Source organism: Mycolicibacter sp. MU0083, assembly GCF_963378075.1.
GTDB classification, from domain to species: Bacteria; Actinomycetota; Actinomycetes; order Mycobacteriales; family Mycobacteriaceae; genus Mycobacterium; species Mycobacterium kokjensenii.
On record NZ_OY726394.1, the window covers coordinates 2,416,838 to 2,437,281 of the forward strand.

Consider the following 20,444-nt stretch of genomic DNA (forward strand, 5'->3'; position numbering starts at 1 on the left):
GGGTCGCTACTCGAACAGCCCCTGTTGCCCCAGCCCGCCCGCTCCGGCCGGCGGCACGATACCCAGGTGTGTCCAGGCCGCCGGGGTCGCCACCCGGCCCCGCGGGGTGCGCGCCACCATCCCGGCCCGCACCAGAAACGGCTCGCAGACCTCCTCGACGGTGGTGGCTTCCTCCCCCACCGCCACGGCCAGCGTCGACACCCCCACCGGCCCGCCGCCGAACCCACGGGTCAGCGCCGACAGTACGGCCCGGTCCAACCGGTCCAGGCCCAACTCGTCGACGTCGTAGACCTCCAGTGCGGCTTTGGCGACATCGCGGGTGATCACCCCGTCGGCGCGCACCTCGGCGTAGTCGCGCACCCGGCGCAGCAGCCGGTTGGCGATCCGCGGTGTGCCGCGGGAGCGCCGGGCGACCTCCGCGGCGGCCTCGGCACCCAGCTCGATGCCGAGGATCCTCGCCGAACGCGCCAGCACCCGCTGTAGTTCGGCGGGATCGTAGAAGTCCATGTGCGCGGTGAACCCGAATCGGTCGCGCAACGGCCCGGTCAGCGCACCCGAGCGAGTAGTCGCCCCGACCAGGGTGAACGGTGCGACCTCCAGTGGTATCGAGGTGGCGCCGGGGCCTTTGCCGACGACGACGTCGACCCGGAAGTCCTCCATCGCCAGGTACAGCATCTCCTCGGCGGGCCGGGCGATGCGGTGGATCTCGTCGATGAACAGCACGTCGTGTTCGACCAGGTTCGACAGCATCGCGGCCAGGTCGCCGGCACGCTCCAACGCCGGCCCGGACGTCAGCCGCAGCGAACTGCCCAGCTCCCCGGCGATGATCATCGCCAACGATGTCTTGCCCAGGCCGGGTGGTCCGGACAGCAGAATATGGTCGGGGGTGCCGCCGCGGTTCTTGGCGCCCTCGAGCACCAACTGCAGTTGCTCGCGTACCCGCGGCTGTCCGATGAACTCGGCCAGGCTGCGGGGGCGCAGGCCCGCGTCGATGTCGCCTTCGCCGACCGTCAGCGCCGGGGACACGTCGCGGTCTTCGGGTTCACTCATCTGGTCTTCCCCAGCCGACTCAGCGCGGTCCGCAGTGCCTCGGCGGTGCTCGCCTCGGGTGTCTCCGCCAGCACCTTGTCGGTGGTCTCTTCGGCCTGCTTGGCGGCGAAGCCCAACCCGACCAGCGCTTCGATCACCGGCGCGCGCACCGCATGACCGCTGGGCACCGTGCCGTCGGCGGCCGCCACCGCGCCGACCTTGTCGCGCAGTTCCAGCACCAGTCGCTCGGCACCGCGTTTCCCGATCCCGGGCACCCGGGTCAGCGCGGTGACGTCGCCGTCGGCCAGTACGCGGCGCAGGGCGGTCGCGTCGTAGACCGCCAGGGCCGCCAGGGCGATCTTCGGGCCGATCCCCGAGACCCCGATCAGCGTGAGAAACAGGTCCCGCGCGTCGCCGTCGGGGAAGCCGTAGAGCGTCATCGAGTCCTCGCGCACGATCATCGCGGTGATCAGCCGTGCTTCGCTGCCGCGACGCAGCGTCGACAGGGTCGACGGGGTGGCCATCAGCTTGTAGCCGACGCCGGACGCCTCGAGCACCGCGTGATCCAGCGCGATGTCGATGACCTCACCGCGCACCGACGCGATCATGCCCGGGCCGCCTTGAGTCTGGCCGCGTATTTGCGCTGCTGTTCGGCGGCGAGCGCCTCGGCGGCAGCCATCCGGGCGATCATCGGAGCCCGCCAGCAGTGGCAGATCGCCAGCGCGAGTGCGTCGGCGGCGTCGGCGGGCGTCGGCTTCTGCTGCAGACCGAGGATGCGGGTGATCATGGTGGTCACCTGTGCCTTATCCGCCGAACCGTTGCCGGTGACCGCGGCCTTGACCTCACTGGGGGTGTGGAAGTGCACCTCGATGCCCCGTTTGGCGGCCTGTAGCGCGATCACCCCGCCGGCCTGGGCGGTGCCCATCACGGTGGACACGTTCTGCTGGGCGAACACCCGCTCCACGGCGACCACGTCCGGCCGGTGGGTGTCGAGCCAGTGTTCGGCGACGTCGCTGATCGTCAGCAGCCGTTGCGGCAGCGACTGGTCGGCCGGGGTCCGCACCACATCGACGTCCAGCGCGGTGACCTGACGTCCGGAGCCGCCTTCGACCACGGACAACCCGCAGCGCGTCAACCCGGGGTCGACACCCATCACCCGCACCGCACACTCCCTACCGTTGTGAACATCTGTTCGAACAGTAGTGCCTGCGGGCGACAACTCACCGCCGCGACACGCGGGTGTGCGGTTTCGGGCGAGCGAACCGCCGTTACTCGGCGTCGAGCGCGGCGAGTACCTCGTCGGAGAGGTCGACGTTGGTCCACACGTTCTGCACGTCGTCGTTGTCCTCGAGCGCCTCGACGAGCTTGAACACCTTCTGCGCGCCCTCGACGTCGACGGCCACGCTCACCGACGGCTGGAAGCTGGCCTCCGCCGACTCGTAGTCGATGCCGGCGTCGATCAGTGCGCTGCGGACCGCCACCAGGTCACCCGGCTCGGAGATGACCTCGAAGCTCTCCCCCAGGTCGTTGACCTCCTCGGCACCGGCCTCCAGTACGGCCATCAGCAGGTCGTCCTCGGTCAGCCCGTTCTTCTCGAGGGTCACCGTGCCCTTGCGGCTGAACAGGTAGGCCACCGAGCCCGGGTCGGCCATGGTGCCGCCGTTGCGCGTCATGGCCACCCGGACTTCGCTGGCGGCCCGGTTCCGGTTGTCGGTCAGGCACTCGATCAGCACCGCCACCCCGTTGGGGCCGTACCCCTCGTAGGTGATGGTCTGGTAGTCGGCGCCGCCGGCTTCTTCACCGGCGCCGCGCTTGCGGGCCCGCTCGATGTTGTCGTTGGGTACCGAGTTCTTCTTGGCCTTCTGGATCGCGTCGTACAGCGTCGGGTTCCCCGACGGGTCGCCGCCGCCGACACGGGCCGCGACCTCGATGTTCTTGATCAACCGAGCGAAGTTCTTGCCGCGACGAGCGTCGATGACGGCCTTCTTGTGCTTGGTGGTGGCCCACTTGGAATGGCCGCTCATAGCCGTCCTGCCTCACTGTTATAGGAGAAAAGTTCGCGCAGCGATTCTACGCGTCGGCCTCAGCGGCGCTCCGGTGGCTGCCCGGGCGGGAAGAACCCGGGCGCCCACCGCTCGATCAGCGCGGCATAGTCCACGTGCGCATCCAGTTGCACCGCGACCCCCAGCAATCCGCCCAGCGTGCGCAACAACATGACGTAGCCGGCCGGGATGGTCAGCCGGCGCGCCATCTTGAAGCGGTCGCCGAAGCCGTCCGCCAGCGGATCGGTGGTGACCAGCGCCGACTTCTGGAACCAGGCGCGGGTGAAGTGGAACTCCCCGGCGCGCAGCGGGTCGATGTAGGGCCACAGCGGCTGGATGTACTCGACCAGCTGGTCGGGGCTGAGATCGTAGTCGGCGGGCATGAACCCCAGCTGCTTGAGCAGCCGGATCACCTGGTCCCACTGTTCGTCCCGCGCCCAGCACAGCAGTTCGGCGAACTCCGCGGGGATGCCGCCGGGATGTTCGGCCACCGCACCGAAGTCGATGACGCCCAGTCGGCCGTCGGGAAGCAGCATGAAGTTGCCGGGGTGCGGGTCGGCGTGGACCAGGCCGACGCGGGCCGGCGAACTCAGGGTGAACTCCAGCAGCAGGGCGCACGCCGAGTCGCGTTCCTCCCGGGTGCCGCCGCTGATGATCGCCGACAACCGCCGACCTTCCATCCACTCCGAGACGATCACCTTCGGCGCGCTGGCGATCACCGCGGGCACCATGAACTTCGGGTCATCGGCGTAGGCCTTGGCGAAGGCTCGCTGGTTGTCGGCTTCCTGGCGGTACTCCAGTTCGGCTTCCAGGGTGTCGTTGATCTCCGAGACCAGCCGGTCCACGTCGGCGCCGGGCACCACCTGCTTGGCGACCCAGTTGAACCGCTGGATCAGTTTGAGGTCGGCACGCAGCGCCTCGTCGGCGCCGGGATACTGGATCTTGACCGCGACGTCGCGGCCGTCCTTCCAGACCGCCCGGTGCACCTGCCCGATGCTCGCCGAGGCGGCCGGGGTGTCGTCGAACGAGGTGAAGCGTTCCCGCCATCTGGTGCCCAGCTGGGCGTCTAGCACGCGGTGCACCTTGGCCGCCGGCAGCGGCGGGGCCTCGCTCTGCAGTTTGACCAGCGCGGCCCGGAACGGTTCGGCGTACTGCGGAGGAATCGCGGCCTCCATCACCGACAGGGCCTGACCGACCTTCATCGCGCCGCCCTTGAGCTCGCCGAGCACCTTGAACATCTCCTCGGCGGCCTTGTCGAGGAGTTCGGCGCTGACCTCGTCCTTGGACTTGCCGGTCATCCGCTTGCCGACGCCCAACGCCGCACGGCCCGCGACCCCGGCCGGGAGGCTCGCCAGCTTCACGGCGCGGCGCAATCCGCCCCTCGCGATATCTGCCATGGGTACATCATGACGCAGCCGCGACGATCAGGCGCAATCCCGCACGATGTCGACGAACAATCGGTGGATCCGGCGGTCACCGGTCACCTCCGGATGGAACGAGGTAGCCAGCACCCTGCCCTGGCGTACTGCGACCGGATGTCCGGCGGCCTCGGCCAGCACCCGCACTCCGGGCCCGATCCGTTCCACCCACGGTGCCCGGATGAACACCGCATGCACCGGCTCGTCGAGGCCGTCGAAGTCCACGGCACCCTCGAAGGAGTTGACTTGGCGTCCGAAAGCGTTGCGCCGCACCGTCATATCGATTCCAGACAGCGGAATCGCGGCCCGCCCCTGCACTCCGGCATCGATGATGTCACTGGCCAGCAGGATCATGCCCGCGCACGACCCGTAGGCCGGCATTCCGTCGGCCAACCGGGCCCGCAGCGGATCGGCGAGTTCCAGCTCGCGAAGCAGGTGACTGATCGCGGTCGACTCCCCGCCGGGAATCAGCAGGGCCTCCACGGCATCCAATTCTTCGCGGCGGCGCACCGAAACCGGTTCGGCGCCCGCCTCGTTCAGCGCGGCGAGGTGTTCGCGAACATCGCCTTGCAGTGCGAGTACGCCGATGCGCGGGCCGCTCACGATTCAGACGGTCGGTAACCGGACGGGAAGCGGGTCAGGCCCTCCTGCATGACGGCCGCCACCAGGCCCCCGGACCGGTTGTAGATCTTGCCCTGGGTCAGCGATCGCCCGGCACCCGCCGACGGCGACGACTGGTCGTAGAGCAGCCATTCGTCGGCGCGGAACGGCCGCATGAACCACATCGCATGATCCAGCGACGCCACCTGCAGGTGGTCGCGGACCTTCGGGTGGATCGACCACGAGGCGCCCAGCAGCGTCAGGTCGCTCATGTAGGCCAGCGCGCAGATGTGCAGCACCGGGTCGTCCGGCAGCGGGTCGCGGTGGCGGAACCAAACCTGCTGCTCGGCGACCTTGCCCGGGATATGCGGCAGCTGGGCGCGCGGCACCTTGCGCAGGTCCCACTCGGCGAACGCCTTGAATCCTTCGTCGTCGAAGGCCTTCATCGCGCCGATGTCGGGTAGGTCGACCGGGTCCGGCGCATCGGGCATCACGTCCTGGTGCTCGATGCCTTGTTGTGCGGTCTGGAACGACGCCGACATGTTGAAGATGGTCTCGCCGTGCTGGATGGCGTTGACCCGCCTGGTGCAGAACGAGCCGCCGTCGCGTACCCGTTCGACGGTGAACACCGTGGGGGCCTTGGCATCTCCGGGACGCAGGAAGTATCCGTGCAGCGAGTGGACCCCGAACCGCGGGTCCACGGTCCGCACCGCCGACACCAGTGCCTGGCCGGCCACGTGCCCGCCGAAAGTGCGCTGGGTGTCATCGGAATTGGGGCTGAACACACTGCCCCGGTAGATGTTGACCTCGAGTTGCTCGAGATCGAGGATCTCTTCGATCGCCACCGGGCTGTTACCAGCCGCGCTCGGCCAGCCGATGGGGCTGCGCGATGTCCTCGACGTTGATACCGACCATGGCCTCACCGAGACCGCGGGAGACCCGGGCCAGCACGTCGGGGTCGTCGTAGAAGGTGGTGGCCTTCACGATGGCGGCCGCACGTGCCGCCGGGTCACCGGATTTGAAGATCCCCGAACCCACGAAAACGCCTTCGGCGCCGAGCTGCATCATCATCGCCGCGTCTGCCGGGGTGGCGATGCCTCCGGCGGTGAACAGCGTCACCGGCAGCTTGCCGGCCTTGGCCACCTCGGCGACCAACTCGTAGGGTGCCTGCAATTCCTTTGCCGCGACGAACAGTTCGTCTTCCGACAGTGACGTCAGACGGCGGATCTCGCCGCCGATGGAGCGCATGTGGGTGGTGGCGTTGGACACATCGCCGGTCCCGGCCTCGCCCTTGGAGCGAATCATGGCCGCGCCCTCGGTGATCCGCCGCAGCGCCTCACCCAGGTTGGTGGCCCCGCACACGAACGGCACGGTGTAGGCCCATTTGTCGATGTGGTGGGTGTAGTCGGCGGGGGTGAGCACCTCGGACTCGTCGATGTAGTCCACCCCGAGGCTCTGCAGGATCTGCGCTTCGACGAAGTGGCCGATGCGGACCTTGGCCATCACCGGAATGGTGACGGCTTCGATGATGCCCTCGATCATGTCCGGGTCGCTCATCCGCGAAACCCCGCCCTGGGCCCGGATGTCGGCCGGCACCCGCTCCAGTGCCATCACCGCGACGGCCCCGGCGGCCTCGGCGATACGCGCCTGATCAGGGGTGACGACGTCCATGATGACGCCGCCCTTGAGCATCTCGGCCATGCCGCGCTTTACCCGGGCGGTACCCGTCTGTCCGCCGGGTGCCGAACCGTTCTGCGCCGCGCTGTCCACTGAATGCTTCTCCTTGCTGGCCTGTAGTACCCGCCCAGTGTAGTGCGCCGACGTCGGCGGATTTCCCACCTCGTCCCCGGGGCCCATCCGGAGGTACTCACATGGTCAAAACCATCCGGTAGCGCGCGCGGCCCTCCGCCATGGCGGCATAGGCCGCGGCCGCCTCGGACAGCGGTTGTTCTTCGGTCCGGGCACGAACGCCCGAGAGCACCGCGAAACGCATCGTCTCCTCGACGTCGCGGGCACTGCCCGACGGATGGCCGAACACGGTGATCCCGGGTCCGATCAGATCGGCCGGTGCGATGGGCAGTGGATCGGCGGTGACTCCGATCACCACCAGTTCCCCGCGCGGATCCAGTCCGCCGATGGTGTCGGCCATCGCCTGCGAGTTGGCGGCGGTGGCCAGCACCACCGAGACACCGCCGAGGGCCCGCAGTGCCGCGCCGACGTCCCCGGCGGTCGAGTCGATGTAATGGTGGGCGCCGAGCGCCCGGGCGTCGGCGGCCTTCGCGGCTCCCCGGGCGATCGCGATGGTCTCGAAGCCCATCGCCCGGCTGAACTGCACACCCAGATGCCCCAGCCCGCCGATGCCGAGGACCGCCACCCGGTCGCCGGATCGTGCCTTGGTGGATCGCAACCCGCCGTAGGTGGTCACCCCGGCGCAGCCCATCGGTGCGGCTTCGGCGAAGGACAGTTCGTCGGGGATCCGCGCCAGCGCATTGGCCGGCACCGTCACCGATTCGGCGTAACCGCCCGGGTAGTGCCAGCTGGGGACCTGACCGTTGGTGCAGTGGATGAAATCGCCTCGGCGACAAAGCCGGCAGTGCCCGCAGTGCCCGCCGAACCAGCCGACGGCGACCCGGTCTCCGACCTGCCAGCCGGTGACGCCGGACCCCAGTTCGGCGATGGTTCCGGCGATCTCGTGGCCCAACGTGACCGGCCACGACATTCCCGGAAAGCCGCCGTTGACGAAGACGTGGTCGGTGCCGCAGATACCGCAGGCGGCGACGGCGATGCGGACCCGGCCGGGCCCCGGCGGCGAGGTCTCGGCATCGGCGAAGGTCAGCGGCGCGCCGGGGGCGGCGACCTGGACAGCGCGGTGGGTAGCCATCACCACATGGTAGGCGCGATAGCCCTGCTCATCCGGTGTTTCGACGGTGCGCAGTTGTACGGCTGCACGCGGCGTGTCGCCGGACAGACACGCCCGCTCGCGGGGGTGCGGACGCGGGGGTGCGGACGCGGGGGTGCGGACGCGGGGGTCAGGAGATCCGGCGCAGGCCCCCGGGCGCACCGTCGGCCGCCGCGGCGGCCTCGGCGATCCGCTCCGCCAGTTGCCTCGGGTAGACGGTCTCCCCGCCGGCGGTCAACGCCGTCATCTCCGCGGCGTCGCACCAGCGGTGGCCGTTGAGGTACCGCTGCTCGAGCCCGGTGTGGCCCGCGGTCGACGGCTCGAATCTCGCGGTGCGGTGGGCGAAGAAGTATTCCTGGCTGTCGAGTCGCTCGCCGTTGAACTCGAACACCGCGTCCCGACGCCAGATCGGCCCGACCAGGGCACCGGGCGCGACCTGCAGACCGGTCTCCTCGGCCAACTCGCGGGCGGCCGCTTCGGCCAGCGGCTCGTCGGGCAGCACCTGCCCGCCCACGGTGAACCACCAGCGCGGTGCCGGGCCGGCCGGGCCGTCGTCCGGCAGCGCCGGGTCGTGACCGCGCAGCAGCAGCACAGATCCGTTCTCGTCGAGCAGCACCACGCGCGCCGACACCCGCGGGCCCGGCACGCCGCGATTGCCGTGGGTGATCGCCGCCGCCCGCTCGACGATTTCGAAATATGTTGGCATCGGGGCTGTTCCGCCCAGATGCAGAGCCCGGACCAGGGGCCGCTCGCGCAGCGCGACGGTGTCGCGGACCGCGTCGTTGTGGAAGCGGCGGGCCAGCAGCACCCGGGCCTCGGCGTCGGCCAACTCGGCGACCATCGGAGCCGGCAGTACGCCGATGTCGACCATCGCCAATTCGGCGGAGAGCGCGTTCTCGGCGGTCTCGCGATCGTCGCGCGGCGCCCGTTCGGCGGCGGCGGCCGACGCCGCCAGCCGGCGGCCCGCAACCTGCTCGCCGTAGGCCTCGATCGCCACCGCACGGGCCACCACGGCACGGCGGGCCAACGCCGCATCCAGCGCCTGCCAGGACAGGTCGCAGCGAACGTGCAGCCGGTCGAGCCGGTTGGCGGTCTGATACGCCCAGGCCGCGGCGACGGCCGTCACCGCCACGCCGATCAGCACCAGCACGGCGGTCACCCAGGTCGGCCCCATCAGTCACCCACCGTGATCTTGCTGCCGACCCCGGCGACCGTCTCGTAGACCCGCAGGATCTGATCGGCCACCACCGGCCAGTCGAAACGGCGCACCGCCTCGGCGCCGGCGGCGGCATAGGAGGCCCGCAGCGCGTCGTCGGCGAGCAGGTCGATCAGCGCGGCGGCCAGCGCGGCGGAGTCCCCCACCGGCACCAGCCGGCCGGCTGCACCGTCGCTGAGCACCCGACGGAAGGCGTCCAGGTCGCTGGCGACCACCGCGGCGCCGGCGGCCATGGCCTCGGCCAGCACGATGCCGAAGCTCTCGCCGCCGGTGTTGGGCGCACAGTAGACGTCGGCACTGCGCAGCGCAGCGGCCTTCTCGGCGTCGTCCACCTGCCCGAGGAAGCGCAGATGATGTGCGAATTTTCCTGCGCTGCGGCGCAATTCATCCTCGTCACCGCGGCCCACGATCAGAACCTGGACGTCGGCGAACTTCTCGGCCACCGCCGGCAGGGCACCCAGCAGTACCGACATGCCCTTGCGGGGTTCGTCGTAGCGTCCCAGGAACAACACGGTTCGCCCGGCCCGCGGGTAACCCTCCAGCGGCGTCGCGGTGGCGAACGCCGCCACATCCACCCCGTTGGGAATCTCCACGGCGTCCGAGCCCAGGGCTTCCATCTGCCAGCGCCGGGCCAGGTCCGAGACCGCGATCCGGCCGATGATCTTCTCGTGCATCGGCCGCAGCAGGCCCTGCACCACGCTCAGCGTCAGCGACTTGGTCGTCGAGGTGTGAAAGGTCGCCACGATCGGCCCTTCGGCCATGTTCAACGCCAGCATCGACAGGCTGGGCGCGTTCGGCTCATGCAGGTGCAGCACGTCGAAATCACCGCTGGTCAGCCACTTCTTGACCCTGCGGTGTGCGGCCGGGCTGAACTGCAGTCGCGCCACCGATCCGTTGTACGGGATGGCGATGGCTTTGCCCGCCGACACCACGTAATCCGGCAGCGAGACCTCCGGTGATGCCGGTGCCAACACGCTGACGTGGTGCCCGCGGGCACGGAAGACCTCCGCCAGTTGCAGCACGTGGGCCTGCACCCCGCCGGGTACGTCGAACGAATAGGGACAGACCATGCCGATCCGCATCAGCGTTCCCCCAGCTGCGCCCGTCGCGATTCGGGCAGGTCGGCAATCCACTGCGGCTGCAGCATGTGCCAATCCTGCGGGTAGGCCGCGATGCCCTCGGCGAACCTGTCGGCCAGCACCTGGGTGATCACGCCGATGTCACCGCTGCTGCAGTCCAGGGGGGCGCCGATGTCGACGCGCCAGCCCGCGCCGTCGAACCGGCAGTGTGCCGGCAACAGGGCGGCGCCGGTTTCGACGGCGAGTTTCGCCGAGCCCGCCGGCATGCGGGTGGCCTCGCCGAAGAAGTCGACCGGCACGCCGTTGCGGGTCAGGTCGCGGTCGGCCAGCAGACAGACCAGTCCGTTGCCGGTGAGGCGTTCGGCGAGAATCTCGAACGGCGGGCGGGGGCCACCGGACAGCGGCAGCACCTCGAAGCCCAAGCTCTCCCGGAACGCCAGGAAGCGCCGGTACAACGACTCGGGTTTGAGGCGTTCGGCCACCGTGGTGAACCTGCCGTGGGTCTGGGCCAGCCACACCCCGGCCATGTCCCAGTTGCCGCTGTGCGGCAGCGCCATCACCGCGCCGCGACCGGCCACCAGCGCGGCATCGATGTGCTCGCGACCGTGTATCGAATCGTGCAGCTGCCCGGCCAGTGCCGCCAGGTCCATCGACGGCAGCCGGAACGCTTCCCGCCAATACCGCGCGTAGGAGGCCAGCGACGCCCGCATCAGTTCGGCGGGGACATCCTCGGGTGCGGACCCAATCACCCGGGCCAGGTTGCGGCGCAGTTGGTCGGGGCCGCCGCCGCGGGCCGCGACCAGGGCACCGGCGTCGAAGGTGTTGCGGGCGACCAACTCCGGCATGGCGCGCACCAGCATCCAGCCGGCCGCGTATCCGGTGTCGGTGGCCCAGTCCTCGAGTCGGCCGAGTCCGGGGAGCCGTAGGCCGCGCGGGATGAGGGTCACGATCCGCCGGTCTCCTCACCGTCGGATGCGCTCTTCAACGGCTCCACCGCACCCGGCGAGGTCCGCACGGTGTGCAGCCGCTGCGCGCAGGTGATCAGGCTGGCGACCGCCAGCAGCCACATCGCCACATGCAGCGCCCACGGCACCGGGACCATCGGCAGCCCGGACAATCCGGCACCCACCAGCACGATGATCAATCGTTCGGGACGTTCGATGTAGCCGCCGTCGCCGCGCAGGCCGCTGGCTTCGGCGCGGGCCTTGATGTAGGAGATCACCTGCGAGGTGACCAGGCAGATCAGCGTCGCGACCACCAGCGGGGGGTCTTCGAGCCCGAACGCCGCCCACCAGGCCAGCCCGCAGAACACCGCGCCGTCGCTGATCCGGTCGCAGGTGGCGTCCAGCACGGCGCCGAACGCGCTGCCGCCGCCGCTTTGGCGGGCCATCGCCCCGTCGACCATGTCGAAGTGCACGAAGAACCAGACGATCAGGGTGCCCGCGAACAGGTGACCCGTCGGGAACAGCGTCAGTGCGGCCAGCACCGCGCCGGCGGTACCGATGATGGTGACGATATCGGCGGTGAGCCCGGCCCGCAGCAGGACTCGGGCCACCGGCGTGGTGATCCCGGCGAACGTGGCCCGCGACAGGAAGGGCAGTCGGCTCATTGCTGCCCGGCCCACTCGTCGGCGAGCAGCCGGCGAGTGTCGCGCAGCAACTGCGGGATCACCTTGGAACCGCCGACGACCGTGATGAAGTTCGCGTCGCCGCCCCAGCGCGGCACCACGTGGACGTGCAGGTGCTCGGCCAGCGATCCGCCTGCCGACTCACCAAGATTCATGCCGACGTTGAAGCCGTGCGGGTGCGACACGGACTTGATGACGCGGATCGCCTTCTGGATGAACGCCATCAGTTCGGTGCCCTCGTCGTCGGTGAGGTCTTCGAACTCCGAGAACCGCCGGTAGGGCACCACCATCAGGTGCCCGGGGTTGTACGGGTAGAGGTTGAGCACCGCGTAGACGTACTCACCGCGGGCCACCACCAGGCCGTCTTCGTCGGACAGCATGGGGATGTCGGTGAACGGCCTCTTCGACCGCGCCGATCCGGAGTCGGCGCGGTTCAGCGGCGCCTCGGCCAGGTAGGTCATCCGATAGGGCGTCCACAGCCGTTCCAGCCGGTCGGGTTCACCGGCACCGGTGTCGACGATCCCGTCCTCGCCCGCCCGGCCGCCGGTCACTGGGCCGCACCCGGTTCGAGGGCCGCCCGGACGGTATCGGCGGTCGGCACCGTGTTGTCGCGGGCCGCGATCCAGCCGGCGATGGCCGCGACCGCCTCGGCCCGCGGAACCCCGTTGATCTGGCTGCGGTCGGCGAACCGGAAGCTGACCGCGCCCGCCTCGACGTCGCGGTCACCGGCCAGCAGCATGAACGGAATCTTCTGGTTGGTGTGGTTGACGATCTTCTTGGGCATCCGGTCGTCGCTGGCGTCCACCTCGACCCGCACCCCGTTGCGGCGCAGTTCGGCGGCCAGGTCGTCGAGGTAGTCGACGTGGGCGTCGGCCACCGGGATGCCCACCACCTGGATCGGTGCCAGCCAGGCCGGGAACGCGCCCGCATAGTGCTCGGTGAGCACTCCGAAGAAGCGCTCGATGGAGCCGAAAAGCGCCCGGTGGATCAGCACCGGACGTTGCCGGGTTCCGTCGTTGGCGGTGTATTCCAGTTCGAACCGGTCGGGCATGTTGAAGTCGAGTTGGATGGTCGACATCTGCCAGCTGCGACCGAGGGCGTCCTTGACCTGCACCGAGATCTTCGGGCCGTAGAACGCCGCGCCGCCCGGGTCGGGTACCAGGGTCAGGCCGGATTCCTCGGCGACCTCGCGCAACGTCTCGGTGGCCTCTTCCCAGACCTCGTCGGAGCCGACGTACTTCTCCGGGTCCTTGGTGGACAGTTCCAGGAAGTAGTCGTCGAGACCGTAGTCGGCGAGCAGGTCGAGCACGAATCGCAGCAACGAGGCGAGCTCGTCGCGCATGCTCTCCCGGGTGCAGTAGATGTGCGCGTCGTCCTGGGTCATCCCGCGCACCCGGGTCAGACCGTGTACCACGCCGGAACGCTCGTAGCGGTACACACTGCCGAACTCGAACAGCCGCAACGGCAGTTCGCGATAGGACCGTCCCCGCGACCGGTAGATCAGGTGGTGCATGGGGCAGTTCATCGGCTTGAGGTAGTAGTCCTGGCCGGGTTTGCGCAGGGTGCCGTCCTCGGCGAACTCGGCGTCGATGTGCATCGCCGGGTACATGCCCTCGCGGTACCACTCCAGGTGGCCCGAGGTCTCGTACAACTCCGATTTGGTGATGTGCGGGGTGTTGACGAACTGGTAGCCGGCCTCGATGTGCTTGCGCCGCGAGTACTCTTCCAGCTCCCGACGGATGATGCCGCCCTTGGGGTGGAAAACCGGTAGGCCGGAACCAATCTCGTCGGGGAAGCTGAACAGATCGAGCTCGACCCCGAGCTTGCGGTGGTCACGCCGCAGCGCCTCTTCGATCAGTTCCAGGTGCCGGTCGAGGGCTTCCTGCGACTCCCACGCGGTGCCGTAGACCCGCTGGAGGCTGGCGTTCTTCTGATCGCCGCGCCAGTAGGCCGCCGAGGATCGGGTCAGTTTGAACGCCGGGATGAACCGGGTGGTCGGAATGTGCGGACCACGGCACAGGTCGCCCCAGACCCGTTCCCGGGTGCGCGGGTTGAGGTTGTCGTAGGCGGTGAGCTCGTCGCCACCGACTTCCATGATGTCGCTGTCGCCGGACTTGTCGTCCACCAGTTCCAGCTTGTAGGGCTCGGCGGCCAACTCGGCACGGGCGGCGTCCTTGGACTCGTACACCCGCCGGGAGAACAGCTGACCGTCCTTGATGATGGCGCGCATCCGCTTTTCGAGCTTGGTCAGGTCGTCGGGGGTGAACGCCTCCGGGACGTCGAAGTCGTAGTAGAAGCCGTCGGTGATGGGCGGGCCGATACCGAGTTTGGCCGCCGGGAACAGGTCTTGGACGGCCTGGGCCAGCACGTGCGCGCACGAGTGCCGGATGACGCTGCGCCCGTCGTCGGTGTCGGCCGCTACCGGGGTGACCTCGACCTCGGCGTCGGGAATCCAGCTCAGGTCGCGCAGCTTTCCGTCGGCGTCACGCACCACCACGATGGCGTCCGGGGCTCCCCGGTCGGGCAGGCCCGCCGCGCGCACCGCGGAGGCCGCGGTGGTCCCGGCGGGAACCCGGATCGAATCGGGCTGGGCGGGCGCGCTCATGCGGTGGTCTCCAAAGGGGTGCTAGGGGGTCGAAACGTCCGCGACCATGCTATCGGTGCTGTGCCGGCGAATCGTGCGGGAGTAGGCCGTCAGGGCTGGCCGGGTTTGAGGACCACGAACAACGCCTCGCCGTCGCTGAGTACGGTGTCACCGTCGCAGAGCCTGGTCTCGACGAAGATCTTGCGGCCCTCGGTCCGGCTGACCCAGGCCTCGACCTGCAACTCCTTGTCGAGCGGGACGATCTGGCGGTAGTTGATGTGCAGGAATGCGGTGCGCTGGTAGGGGCCACCGGTCAGCATCCACGACGCGGTCCCCAGCACCGAGTCGAACAGCAGCCCGATGGCGCCGCCGTGTGCCGCCCCGTTGCGGCCCAGGTGGAACTGGCGGAATCGGGCCCAGCCGCGAAGCCGTCCGTCGGAGTCCTTTTTGAGCTTCATCGGCACCGACAACAGGTTGCCGCGCATCGGCAGGTCCAGTCGGCGACCCGACGGCGACGTCCATTCGTCGGTCTCGAACGGCGCCAGCGTCGCGCAGACCCCCTGCAGCACGTCCGCGGCCCGGGTGATCACCTCGGCCGGGGCGTCGGCGATGCGCGCATAGTCCTCGAGGGTGCGGATGGCGTCGAGGAACCGGCCGTAGTCCGGTCCGCCCTTCTCGGTCGGTTCGGGCGGGTTGAATCCGCCGCCGGCATGTGGGGCACTCACTCCCCTATTTAACGTTCCGGGCGTCGCGGCACCGGCGGCACACCCACGATCGCCGCGACCGGCGGTCGCCACACCTCGACGCGCCCCCTGTCGCGTCGAGGTGTGGGACGCCGTCAGGCGAGCCGTCGGACGTGCACCGCCTGCGCCAGTCGCGCCAGTACGACGGCGGCCGCCAGCAGGCCGAAGTCGCGCAGCGCTATGTCGTAGTAGCCGGGCAGGGTGAGCAGGTCGACGATGATGCCGCCCAGCCAGAGCGCCACCACCCAGGCGCCGATCCGCGGCGCGACCGCGACCAGCACTCCGGCGGCCACCTCCACGACGCCGATCAGATACATCGCCTGGTCGCCGTTTCCTGGCAGGATGTCGTTGATCCAGCCGGCGAGGTATTTGTCCCAGTGATCGGATCCCGCCCCGCCGGGAACGCGCGTCAGGAGATTGAAGAATTTGTCCAGCCCGAACAGGATCGGGGCCACGGTGAACACGGTGCGCAACACGAAGAACGCTTCGAACAACGGGTCCTTCAACCGCTCGGACAGGGCACCGGTGTTTCGGTCGTCGATGGCGGTCATGGCAGCCTCCTCGTTTCTAACTAATGATATTTTGAACGTTAGAACGAACGGAATCTATCGTCAAGGTTTTTATTCGATAGAGGGTTGCTGACATGTCCAACTCCGACCGCGACCTGACCGGAATCGGCGCGCTCGCCGATCCGGTGCGACGTGAGCTGTACCGATTCGTCGTCTCCCAGGCCGGCCCGGTCAGCCGCGACGAGGCTGCGGCCGCGACCGGACTGGCCCGGCACCAGGCCAAGTTCCACCTCGACCGGCTGGAGGCCGACGGCCTGCTGGAGAGTGACTATGCGCGGGCGGCCGGCCGCTCCGGCCCCGGCGCCGGACGCCCGTCGAAGCGTTATCGGCGGTCCCGTTGCGAGATCGCGGTGTCGCTGCCACCCCGCGAGTACGAGCTGGCCGGGCGACTGATGGCCGACGCGATCGCCGAGGCGGCTCAAACCGGCGCACCGGTGCTCGGCGTCCTCGACAGACTGGCCCGCGAACACGGCCGCGAACTCGGCACCGCGGCATGCCGTAGCGGGCCCCCGACCGATGCGGCCGCGGCACTCGAGTCGGCCACCGCGGTGCTCGGCGAACACGGCTACGAGCCGTATCGCGGAGACGGCGAGGTGCGGTTGGCCAACTGCCCGTTCCACGCCCTGGCCCAGTCCCAGACGCAGTTGGCCTGCTCGATGAACCTCGCCCTGATCGGCGGTGTCGCCGACGCCCTCACCCCGCACTGCCCGCAGACCCGGCTGGATCCCGATCCGTCGCGCTGCTGCGTGGTCTTGGCACCCGGTACCGCGTCACCGCCGCCTTAGACCCAGCCCCCCAACAGGTTCAGTGCCCCGGTGCACAGTTCGTCGAGCACCGCCGCCACCGGGCGGCTGCCGGTGAGCAGTCCGACGCCCTGGCCGGCATCGACCGGGGCGACCCGCTGATCCGCGGCGGCGATCCCGGCCGCCAACTCGGCTTCGGCGTCGCGATCACCGGCCAGTACGTCCTCGCGTCCGGTCCAACGGTCGGTGAACGTGTTGCGCAGCACCCGGGAGGGGAACCGCTCCGGCCAGTCCAGCCGTTGCCCGACGTCGAAGGCCCGGGTGGTGACGGTGTCGGTGCCGGCGGCGGCGATCAGCGCCCGGCGGGCGGCGTCGCCGGTCGACGCCTCGGCACACGCCGACAGGCAGGTCCCCAGCCAGGCGCCGGAGGCCCCGGCGGCCAGCACCGCGGCCAGACTGCGCGGCGAGGCGATCCCGCCCGCGGCCAGCACCGGCACCGTGACGGCGTCCAGCACCGCGTCCAGCAGCGGCAGGGTGGCCAGCCGGACGTCACCGTGACCGCCGCCCTCGGCGCCCCGGGCCACCAGCAGGTCCACCCCGGCAGCCGCGGCGCGGCGGGCGTCGTCGGCGTCGTAGACCTGGGTGACGGTGCGGATTCCGGCCGCGCGGGCCCGCTCGACCCACGACAGGTCGGCCCCGAAACTGACCGACAGCAGCGTCGGGCGGGCCGCCAAGGCGGCATCGAACAGGTCAGGCTGGGCACGGATCACCCAGTCCACCAAGCCGATTCCGAAACGCGACGTATCGGCGAGCGCGGCCAGTTCGGTGCGCAGGGCCGTCGCGGTGGCGGTGCTGCCCATCCCGACCATGCCCAGACCACCGGCCGCACTGACCGCGGCCGCCAGCCGTCCCCCGGCGACCCCGCCCATCGGCGCGTTGAGGACGGGCAACCTCAGACCGGCCCGCCGCGACCACGGCGTGCTCAGCGGGCCGCGCGCCACGCTCAGTGCGAGGCGCTCTTGGCCACGGTCAACAGCACCACCGAGTCCTCCAGCGACTCCAGCGCGTGGCGACTGCGCGGCAGGGTGGCGAGTTCCCCGGCCGCGCCCTCCCAACTGTCCTCACCGGCGGTCAGCCGTACCCGGCCGCGCAGCACCTGCAGGGTCGACTCCCCCGGGCTGTCGTGTTCGGCCAGCGCCTGGCCGGCCTGCAGCGCGACCAGGGTCTGCCGCAGGTGATGCACCGAACCGCCGTAGACGGTATGGGCCGCCCGCCCACTGTGGTGTTGCTTGGCCTCGGCGAGCATCTCGTCGGCCAATGTGGTCAAAGAGGTCGATTCCATCGGTGATCCCTTCGCGGTGGTTGCGGTGCAGAACGAACGACTCAGCGGGACAGCAGCAGGATGCCCAGCGGCAGCAGCGCGGCGACCTTGACGATCTCCAGGGCCACGTAGGCGTAGTGGGCCCGGGACCGGGGTGCCTCCAGGCCGGAGAGCACCTGGTCGGCGCGACGGCCCAGCGCGGGGCGTACCGCGATGACCTGCGCCGCCAGCATGGTCGCGGCGACCGCGTAGGCCGCCACGATGCCGGCCGTCGGCCGATCCGTCACGAATGTCACCGCGATGACGACCGCCAACACGAATTCGGCGGTGTTGAGGGCCCGGAACACCAACCGGCCGATGCCCAGACAGATCGGGATGGTGGCGTTGGGCGCACGGAACTTCAGGGGCGCCTCCATGAAGGAGATCGCGGTCACCATTCCCAACCACAGGAAGGTGGCGGCGATCGCGACCGCGGCGCCGGCGCTCACTCGGCCGGGCCTTCCAGCTGCCTGGTGTTCGGTGGCGGGTCGACCCGCGTTCCGTTGCGGGTCAGCGACTTCAGGTGCGCCACGCACAGGTCGGGTTGGGCGAACGGGTCGAGGCGATCGACGGTCACCGGAGCCTCCCAGGCTTCCAGCGCGCCCTGCATCAGACCCAGGTGAATCGGGCAGGTCACTTCGACCGAGGTCTCCGCGAGTTCCAGGAAGGGGCAGTGCCGCAGACCGAGCTGCTGCTCTCCGGTGGCATCGGGTTGCAGGTACTCGGGGTCGAACCCCAGCTCGTCGAGCATCTCGACGAGGTGTTCGGTCGATTCCTCGACGTCACCGGGTTCGGTGGGCTCGTGCAACGGCCGCAATCTCCGGCCCCACGCCCGGCCGGCGGCCAGCGCCTTGCCGCTGGGATCGGTGTCGGAGGCCAACCCGATGGTCAGGATCTCGGCGAGCAGCCGGAATCGACGCGGACCACCGCGGTCCATCTGCCGAATCGCCCGAAACATCAGCGCCGGACGTCCGCGCCCCTTGTGGTCGGGTTCGGTCTGCTCCACCCGGCCGTCTTCGACCAGAGTGTCGAGGTGGAAACGCACCGTGTTGGGATGCACCCGCAGTTCGTCGGCGATCTGCGCGATGCTCAGCGGTTCATCCGACGCCTGCACCAGCCGAAGCACGTCGAGGCGACGTCCTCCGGTTGGCCCAGACGGCTTGGCGATGTCGGTCACTCCCCCTGGGGCGGATAACCGGCAACCAGCGGAGTGTCGATTCCGAGCGGGCCGATCTTGGCGGCGCCGCCGGGCGAACCGAGCGCCTCGTCGCGCCCCGGCAGGGCCTCGGCGAAGAACGCCGCGTTGTCGGCCTGGTGGAGTTGCAGCTCGTCCGGGAGGTCATCTTCGTAGTAGATGGCCTCGACCGGGCACACCGGCTCGCAGGCTCCGCAGTCCACACATTCATCCGGGTGGATGTAGAGGGCTCGACCGCCTTCGTAGATGCAGTCAACCGGACACTCTTCCACGCAAGCCCGGTCCATCACGTCGACGCACGGCTTCCCGATCACATATGCCATGGGCACAGAGTTTACACAAGGAATTTTGTAGAAACTAGAAGGGCGGACCCAAATTTCGGACGTCCCGCCGGACCCCGATCCGGTCGCGGCTCGATCGATTGATTTACCTGCCGCCCTTGATGATTCAGCACATCCATGACCGGGGGAATTCGGCCTGCCCGGGTGCCGGATGTCGCCGACCCGCTGCCGCGCTACGGGGCGGCCGAGTAGAAACGAATGATGCCCGACAACTCCCGCTACCGCGATTTTCCATCCCTGCGCCTCGAGGCCGCCGGCGACGGGGTGCTGACCCTGATACTCGACGCTCCCGGACTCAATTCGGTGGGGCCGCAGATGCACCGCGACCTCGCCGACGTGTGGCCGGTGATCGACCGCGACGACTCGGTCCGCGCGGTGGTGGTGCGCGGCGAGGGCAGGGCGTTCTCGGCGGGCGGCAGCTTCGAGCTGATCGAGAAGATCGTCGGCGACCACGCCGGACGCATGCAGGTGCTGCGCGAGGCCCGTGACCTGGTGCTGAACCTGATCAACTTCTCCAAACCGGTGATCTCGGCGATCAGTGGACCCGCGGTGGGCGCGGGCCTGGTGGTGGCCCTGCTGTCCGACATCTCGGTGGCCGGGCGCACCGCCCGGCTGATCGACGGCCACACCAAGCTCGGGGTCGCCGCCGGTGATCACGCGGCGATCTGCTGGCCGCTGCTGGTCGGCATGGCCAAGGCCAAGTACTACCTGCTGACCTGCGAAACGCTGGACGGCGAGGAGGCCGAACGCATCGGTTTGGTGTCCAAGTGCGTCGACGACGACCAGGTGCTGGCCACCGCCACCGAAATCGCCGAGAATCTGGCGCACGGGGCCCAGGATGCGATCCGCTTCACCAAGCACAGCCTCAACCACTGGTATCGGCAGTTCGCGCCGGCGTTCGAGACCTCGTTGGGCCTGGAATTCCTGGGCTTCTCCGGCCCGGACGTGACCGAGGGACTGGCCGCCATCAAGGAGAAGCGCACGCCGCGCTTCGGCTGA

Annotated in this window: 24 protein-coding genes; 2 read left to right on the forward strand and 22 right to left on the reverse strand. The window is 69.5% G+C overall.

The window, feature by feature from the left end:
• Positions 1-6 precede the first annotated feature (6 nt).
• The 17 genes from ruvB to RCP38_RS11195 all read right to left on the reverse strand — a co-directional run bounded on the left by ruvB (position 7) and on the right by RCP38_RS11195 (position 15,788).
• On the reverse strand, positions 7-1,050 hold the full coding sequence (ruvB, locus tag RCP38_RS11115) for a Holliday junction branch migration DNA helicase RuvB (protein ID WP_308473027.1): 1,044 nt from the start codon (positions 1,048-1,050) through the stop codon (positions 7-9).
• A complete protein-coding gene (gene ruvA, locus RCP38_RS11120; protein ID WP_308473028.1) occupies positions 1,047-1,637 on the reverse strand; it encodes a Holliday junction branch migration protein RuvA in 591 nt (196 codons plus the stop codon). Before ruvA ends, ruvB begins: the two co-directional genes overlap by 4 nt.
• The gene (gene ruvC / locus RCP38_RS11125; RefSeq protein WP_308473029.1) at positions 1,634-2,191 is read right to left on the reverse strand and encodes a crossover junction endodeoxyribonuclease RuvC; all 558 of its coding nucleotides are present in this window, start codon (positions 2,189-2,191) and stop codon (positions 1,634-1,636) included. The genes ruvA and ruvC overlap by 4 nt, the downstream gene beginning before the upstream one ends.
• A gap of 106 nt (positions 2,192-2,297) precedes the next feature.
• Positions 2,298-3,053 (reverse strand): YebC/PmpR family DNA-binding transcriptional regulator, encoded by a 756-nt coding sequence (locus RCP38_RS11130; RefSeq protein ID WP_308473030.1) that lies wholly within the window; start codon positions 3,051-3,053, stop codon positions 2,298-2,300.
• A gap of 59 nt (positions 3,054-3,112) precedes the next feature.
• Positions 3,113-4,468, reverse strand: coding sequence for an ABC1 kinase family protein (locus RCP38_RS11135; protein WP_308473031.1), 1,356 nt, complete (start codon positions 4,466-4,468; stop codon positions 3,113-3,115).
• A gap of 27 nt (positions 4,469-4,495) precedes the next feature.
• Complete coding sequence (pdxT, locus tag RCP38_RS11140; protein WP_308473032.1) at positions 4,496-5,092, reverse strand: pyridoxal 5'-phosphate synthase glutaminase subunit PdxT; 597 nt, start codon at positions 5,090-5,092, stop codon at positions 4,496-4,498.
• Positions 5,089-5,934, reverse strand: a complete 846-nt coding sequence (gene tesB / locus RCP38_RS11145; RefSeq protein ID WP_308473033.1) for an acyl-CoA thioesterase II — start codon at positions 5,932-5,934, stop codon at positions 5,089-5,091. The genes pdxT and tesB overlap by 4 nt, the downstream gene beginning before the upstream one ends.
• A 7-nt stretch (positions 5,935-5,941) precedes the next feature.
• Positions 5,942-6,859 carry a pyridoxal 5'-phosphate synthase lyase subunit PdxS gene (gene pdxS / locus RCP38_RS11150; protein ID WP_308473034.1) on the reverse strand — a complete coding sequence of 306 codons (918 nt, stop codon included), beginning with the start codon at positions 6,857-6,859 and terminating at the stop codon, positions 5,942-5,944.
• A 97-nt stretch (positions 6,860-6,956) separates the two neighbouring features.
• Entirely contained in the window at positions 6,957-7,970 is a 1,014-nt protein-coding gene (locus tag RCP38_RS11155; protein WP_308473035.1) for an alcohol dehydrogenase catalytic domain-containing protein, read from the reverse strand.
• Between the two features lie 148 nt (positions 7,971-8,118).
• Entirely contained in the window at positions 8,119-9,162 is a 1,044-nt protein-coding gene (locus RCP38_RS11160) for an NUDIX hydrolase (RefSeq protein WP_308473036.1), read from the reverse strand.
• Positions 9,162-10,286 (reverse strand): glycosyltransferase family 4 protein, encoded by a 1,125-nt coding sequence (locus tag RCP38_RS11165; RefSeq protein ID WP_308473037.1) that lies wholly within the window; start codon positions 10,284-10,286, stop codon positions 9,162-9,164. Before RCP38_RS11165 ends, RCP38_RS11160 begins: the two co-directional genes overlap by 1 nt.
• Positions 10,286-11,230: a phosphatidylinositol mannoside acyltransferase gene (locus RCP38_RS11170; protein ID WP_308473038.1), complete on the reverse strand. Its 945-nt coding sequence runs from the start codon at positions 11,228-11,230 to the stop codon at positions 10,286-10,288. Before RCP38_RS11170 ends, RCP38_RS11165 begins: the two co-directional genes overlap by 1 nt.
• Positions 11,227-11,892, reverse strand: coding sequence for a phosphatidylinositol phosphate synthase (gene pgsA / locus RCP38_RS11175; protein WP_308473039.1), 666 nt, complete (start codon positions 11,890-11,892; stop codon positions 11,227-11,229). Before pgsA ends, RCP38_RS11170 begins: the two co-directional genes overlap by 4 nt.
• The gene (locus RCP38_RS11180) at positions 11,889-12,461 is read right to left on the reverse strand and encodes an ATP adenylyltransferase (protein ID WP_308473040.1); all 573 of its coding nucleotides are present in this window, start codon (positions 12,459-12,461) and stop codon (positions 11,889-11,891) included. Before RCP38_RS11180 ends, pgsA begins: the two co-directional genes overlap by 4 nt.
• On the reverse strand, positions 12,458-14,515 hold the full coding sequence (thrS, locus tag RCP38_RS11185) for a threonine--tRNA ligase (RefSeq protein ID WP_308473041.1): 2,058 nt from the start codon (positions 14,513-14,515) through the stop codon (positions 12,458-12,460). Before thrS ends, RCP38_RS11180 begins: the two co-directional genes overlap by 4 nt.
• 89 nt (positions 14,516-14,604) lie before the next feature.
• Positions 14,605-15,219, reverse strand: a complete 615-nt coding sequence (locus tag RCP38_RS11190; RefSeq protein ID WP_308473042.1) for a PaaI family thioesterase — start codon at positions 15,217-15,219, stop codon at positions 14,605-14,607.
• A gap of 113 nt (positions 15,220-15,332) precedes the next feature.
• A complete protein-coding gene (locus RCP38_RS11195) occupies positions 15,333-15,788 on the reverse strand; it encodes a DoxX family membrane protein (RefSeq protein ID WP_308473043.1) in 456 nt (151 codons plus the stop codon).
• Positions 15,789-15,880: 92 nt separating this feature from the next.
• Here RCP38_RS11195 and RCP38_RS11200 point away from each other — a divergent pair, with 92 nt between their 5' ends.
• The gene (locus tag RCP38_RS11200) at positions 15,881-16,591 is read left to right on the forward strand and encodes a helix-turn-helix transcriptional regulator (protein ID WP_308473044.1); all 711 of its coding nucleotides are present in this window, start codon (positions 15,881-15,883) and stop codon (positions 16,589-16,591) included.
• Here the strand turns inward: RCP38_RS11200 and RCP38_RS11205 are convergent.
• The 5 genes from RCP38_RS11205 to fdxA all read right to left on the reverse strand — a co-directional run bounded on the left by RCP38_RS11205 (position 16,588) and on the right by fdxA (position 19,427).
• The gene (locus tag RCP38_RS11205; protein ID WP_308477215.1) at positions 16,588-17,478 is read right to left on the reverse strand and encodes an NAD(P)H-dependent flavin oxidoreductase; all 891 of its coding nucleotides are present in this window, start codon (positions 17,476-17,478) and stop codon (positions 16,588-16,590) included. The two genes, RCP38_RS11200 and RCP38_RS11205, sit on opposite strands and share 4 nt — an antisense overlap.
• Before the next feature lie 74 nt (positions 17,479-17,552).
• On the reverse strand, positions 17,553-17,891 hold the full coding sequence (locus tag RCP38_RS11210; protein ID WP_308473045.1) for a cupin domain-containing protein: 339 nt from the start codon (positions 17,889-17,891) through the stop codon (positions 17,553-17,555).
• Between the two features lie 41 nt (positions 17,892-17,932).
• Positions 17,933-18,358: a hypothetical protein gene (locus RCP38_RS11215; protein ID WP_308473046.1), complete on the reverse strand. Its 426-nt coding sequence runs from the start codon at positions 18,356-18,358 to the stop codon at positions 17,933-17,935.
• Positions 18,355-19,086: a helix-turn-helix transcriptional regulator gene (locus tag RCP38_RS11220; protein WP_308473047.1), complete on the reverse strand. Its 732-nt coding sequence runs from the start codon at positions 19,084-19,086 to the stop codon at positions 18,355-18,357. Before RCP38_RS11220 ends, RCP38_RS11215 begins: the two co-directional genes overlap by 4 nt.
• Positions 19,083-19,427: a ferredoxin gene (gene fdxA, locus RCP38_RS11225; protein ID WP_308473048.1), complete on the reverse strand. Its 345-nt coding sequence runs from the start codon at positions 19,425-19,427 to the stop codon at positions 19,083-19,085. The genes RCP38_RS11220 and fdxA overlap by 4 nt, the downstream gene beginning before the upstream one ends.
• Before the next feature lie 219 nt (positions 19,428-19,646).
• Between fdxA and RCP38_RS11230 the strand changes: the two genes are divergently transcribed.
• The gene (locus RCP38_RS11230) at positions 19,647-20,444 is read left to right on the forward strand and encodes an enoyl-CoA hydratase/isomerase family protein (RefSeq protein ID WP_308473049.1); all 798 of its coding nucleotides are present in this window, start codon (positions 19,647-19,649) and stop codon (positions 20,442-20,444) included.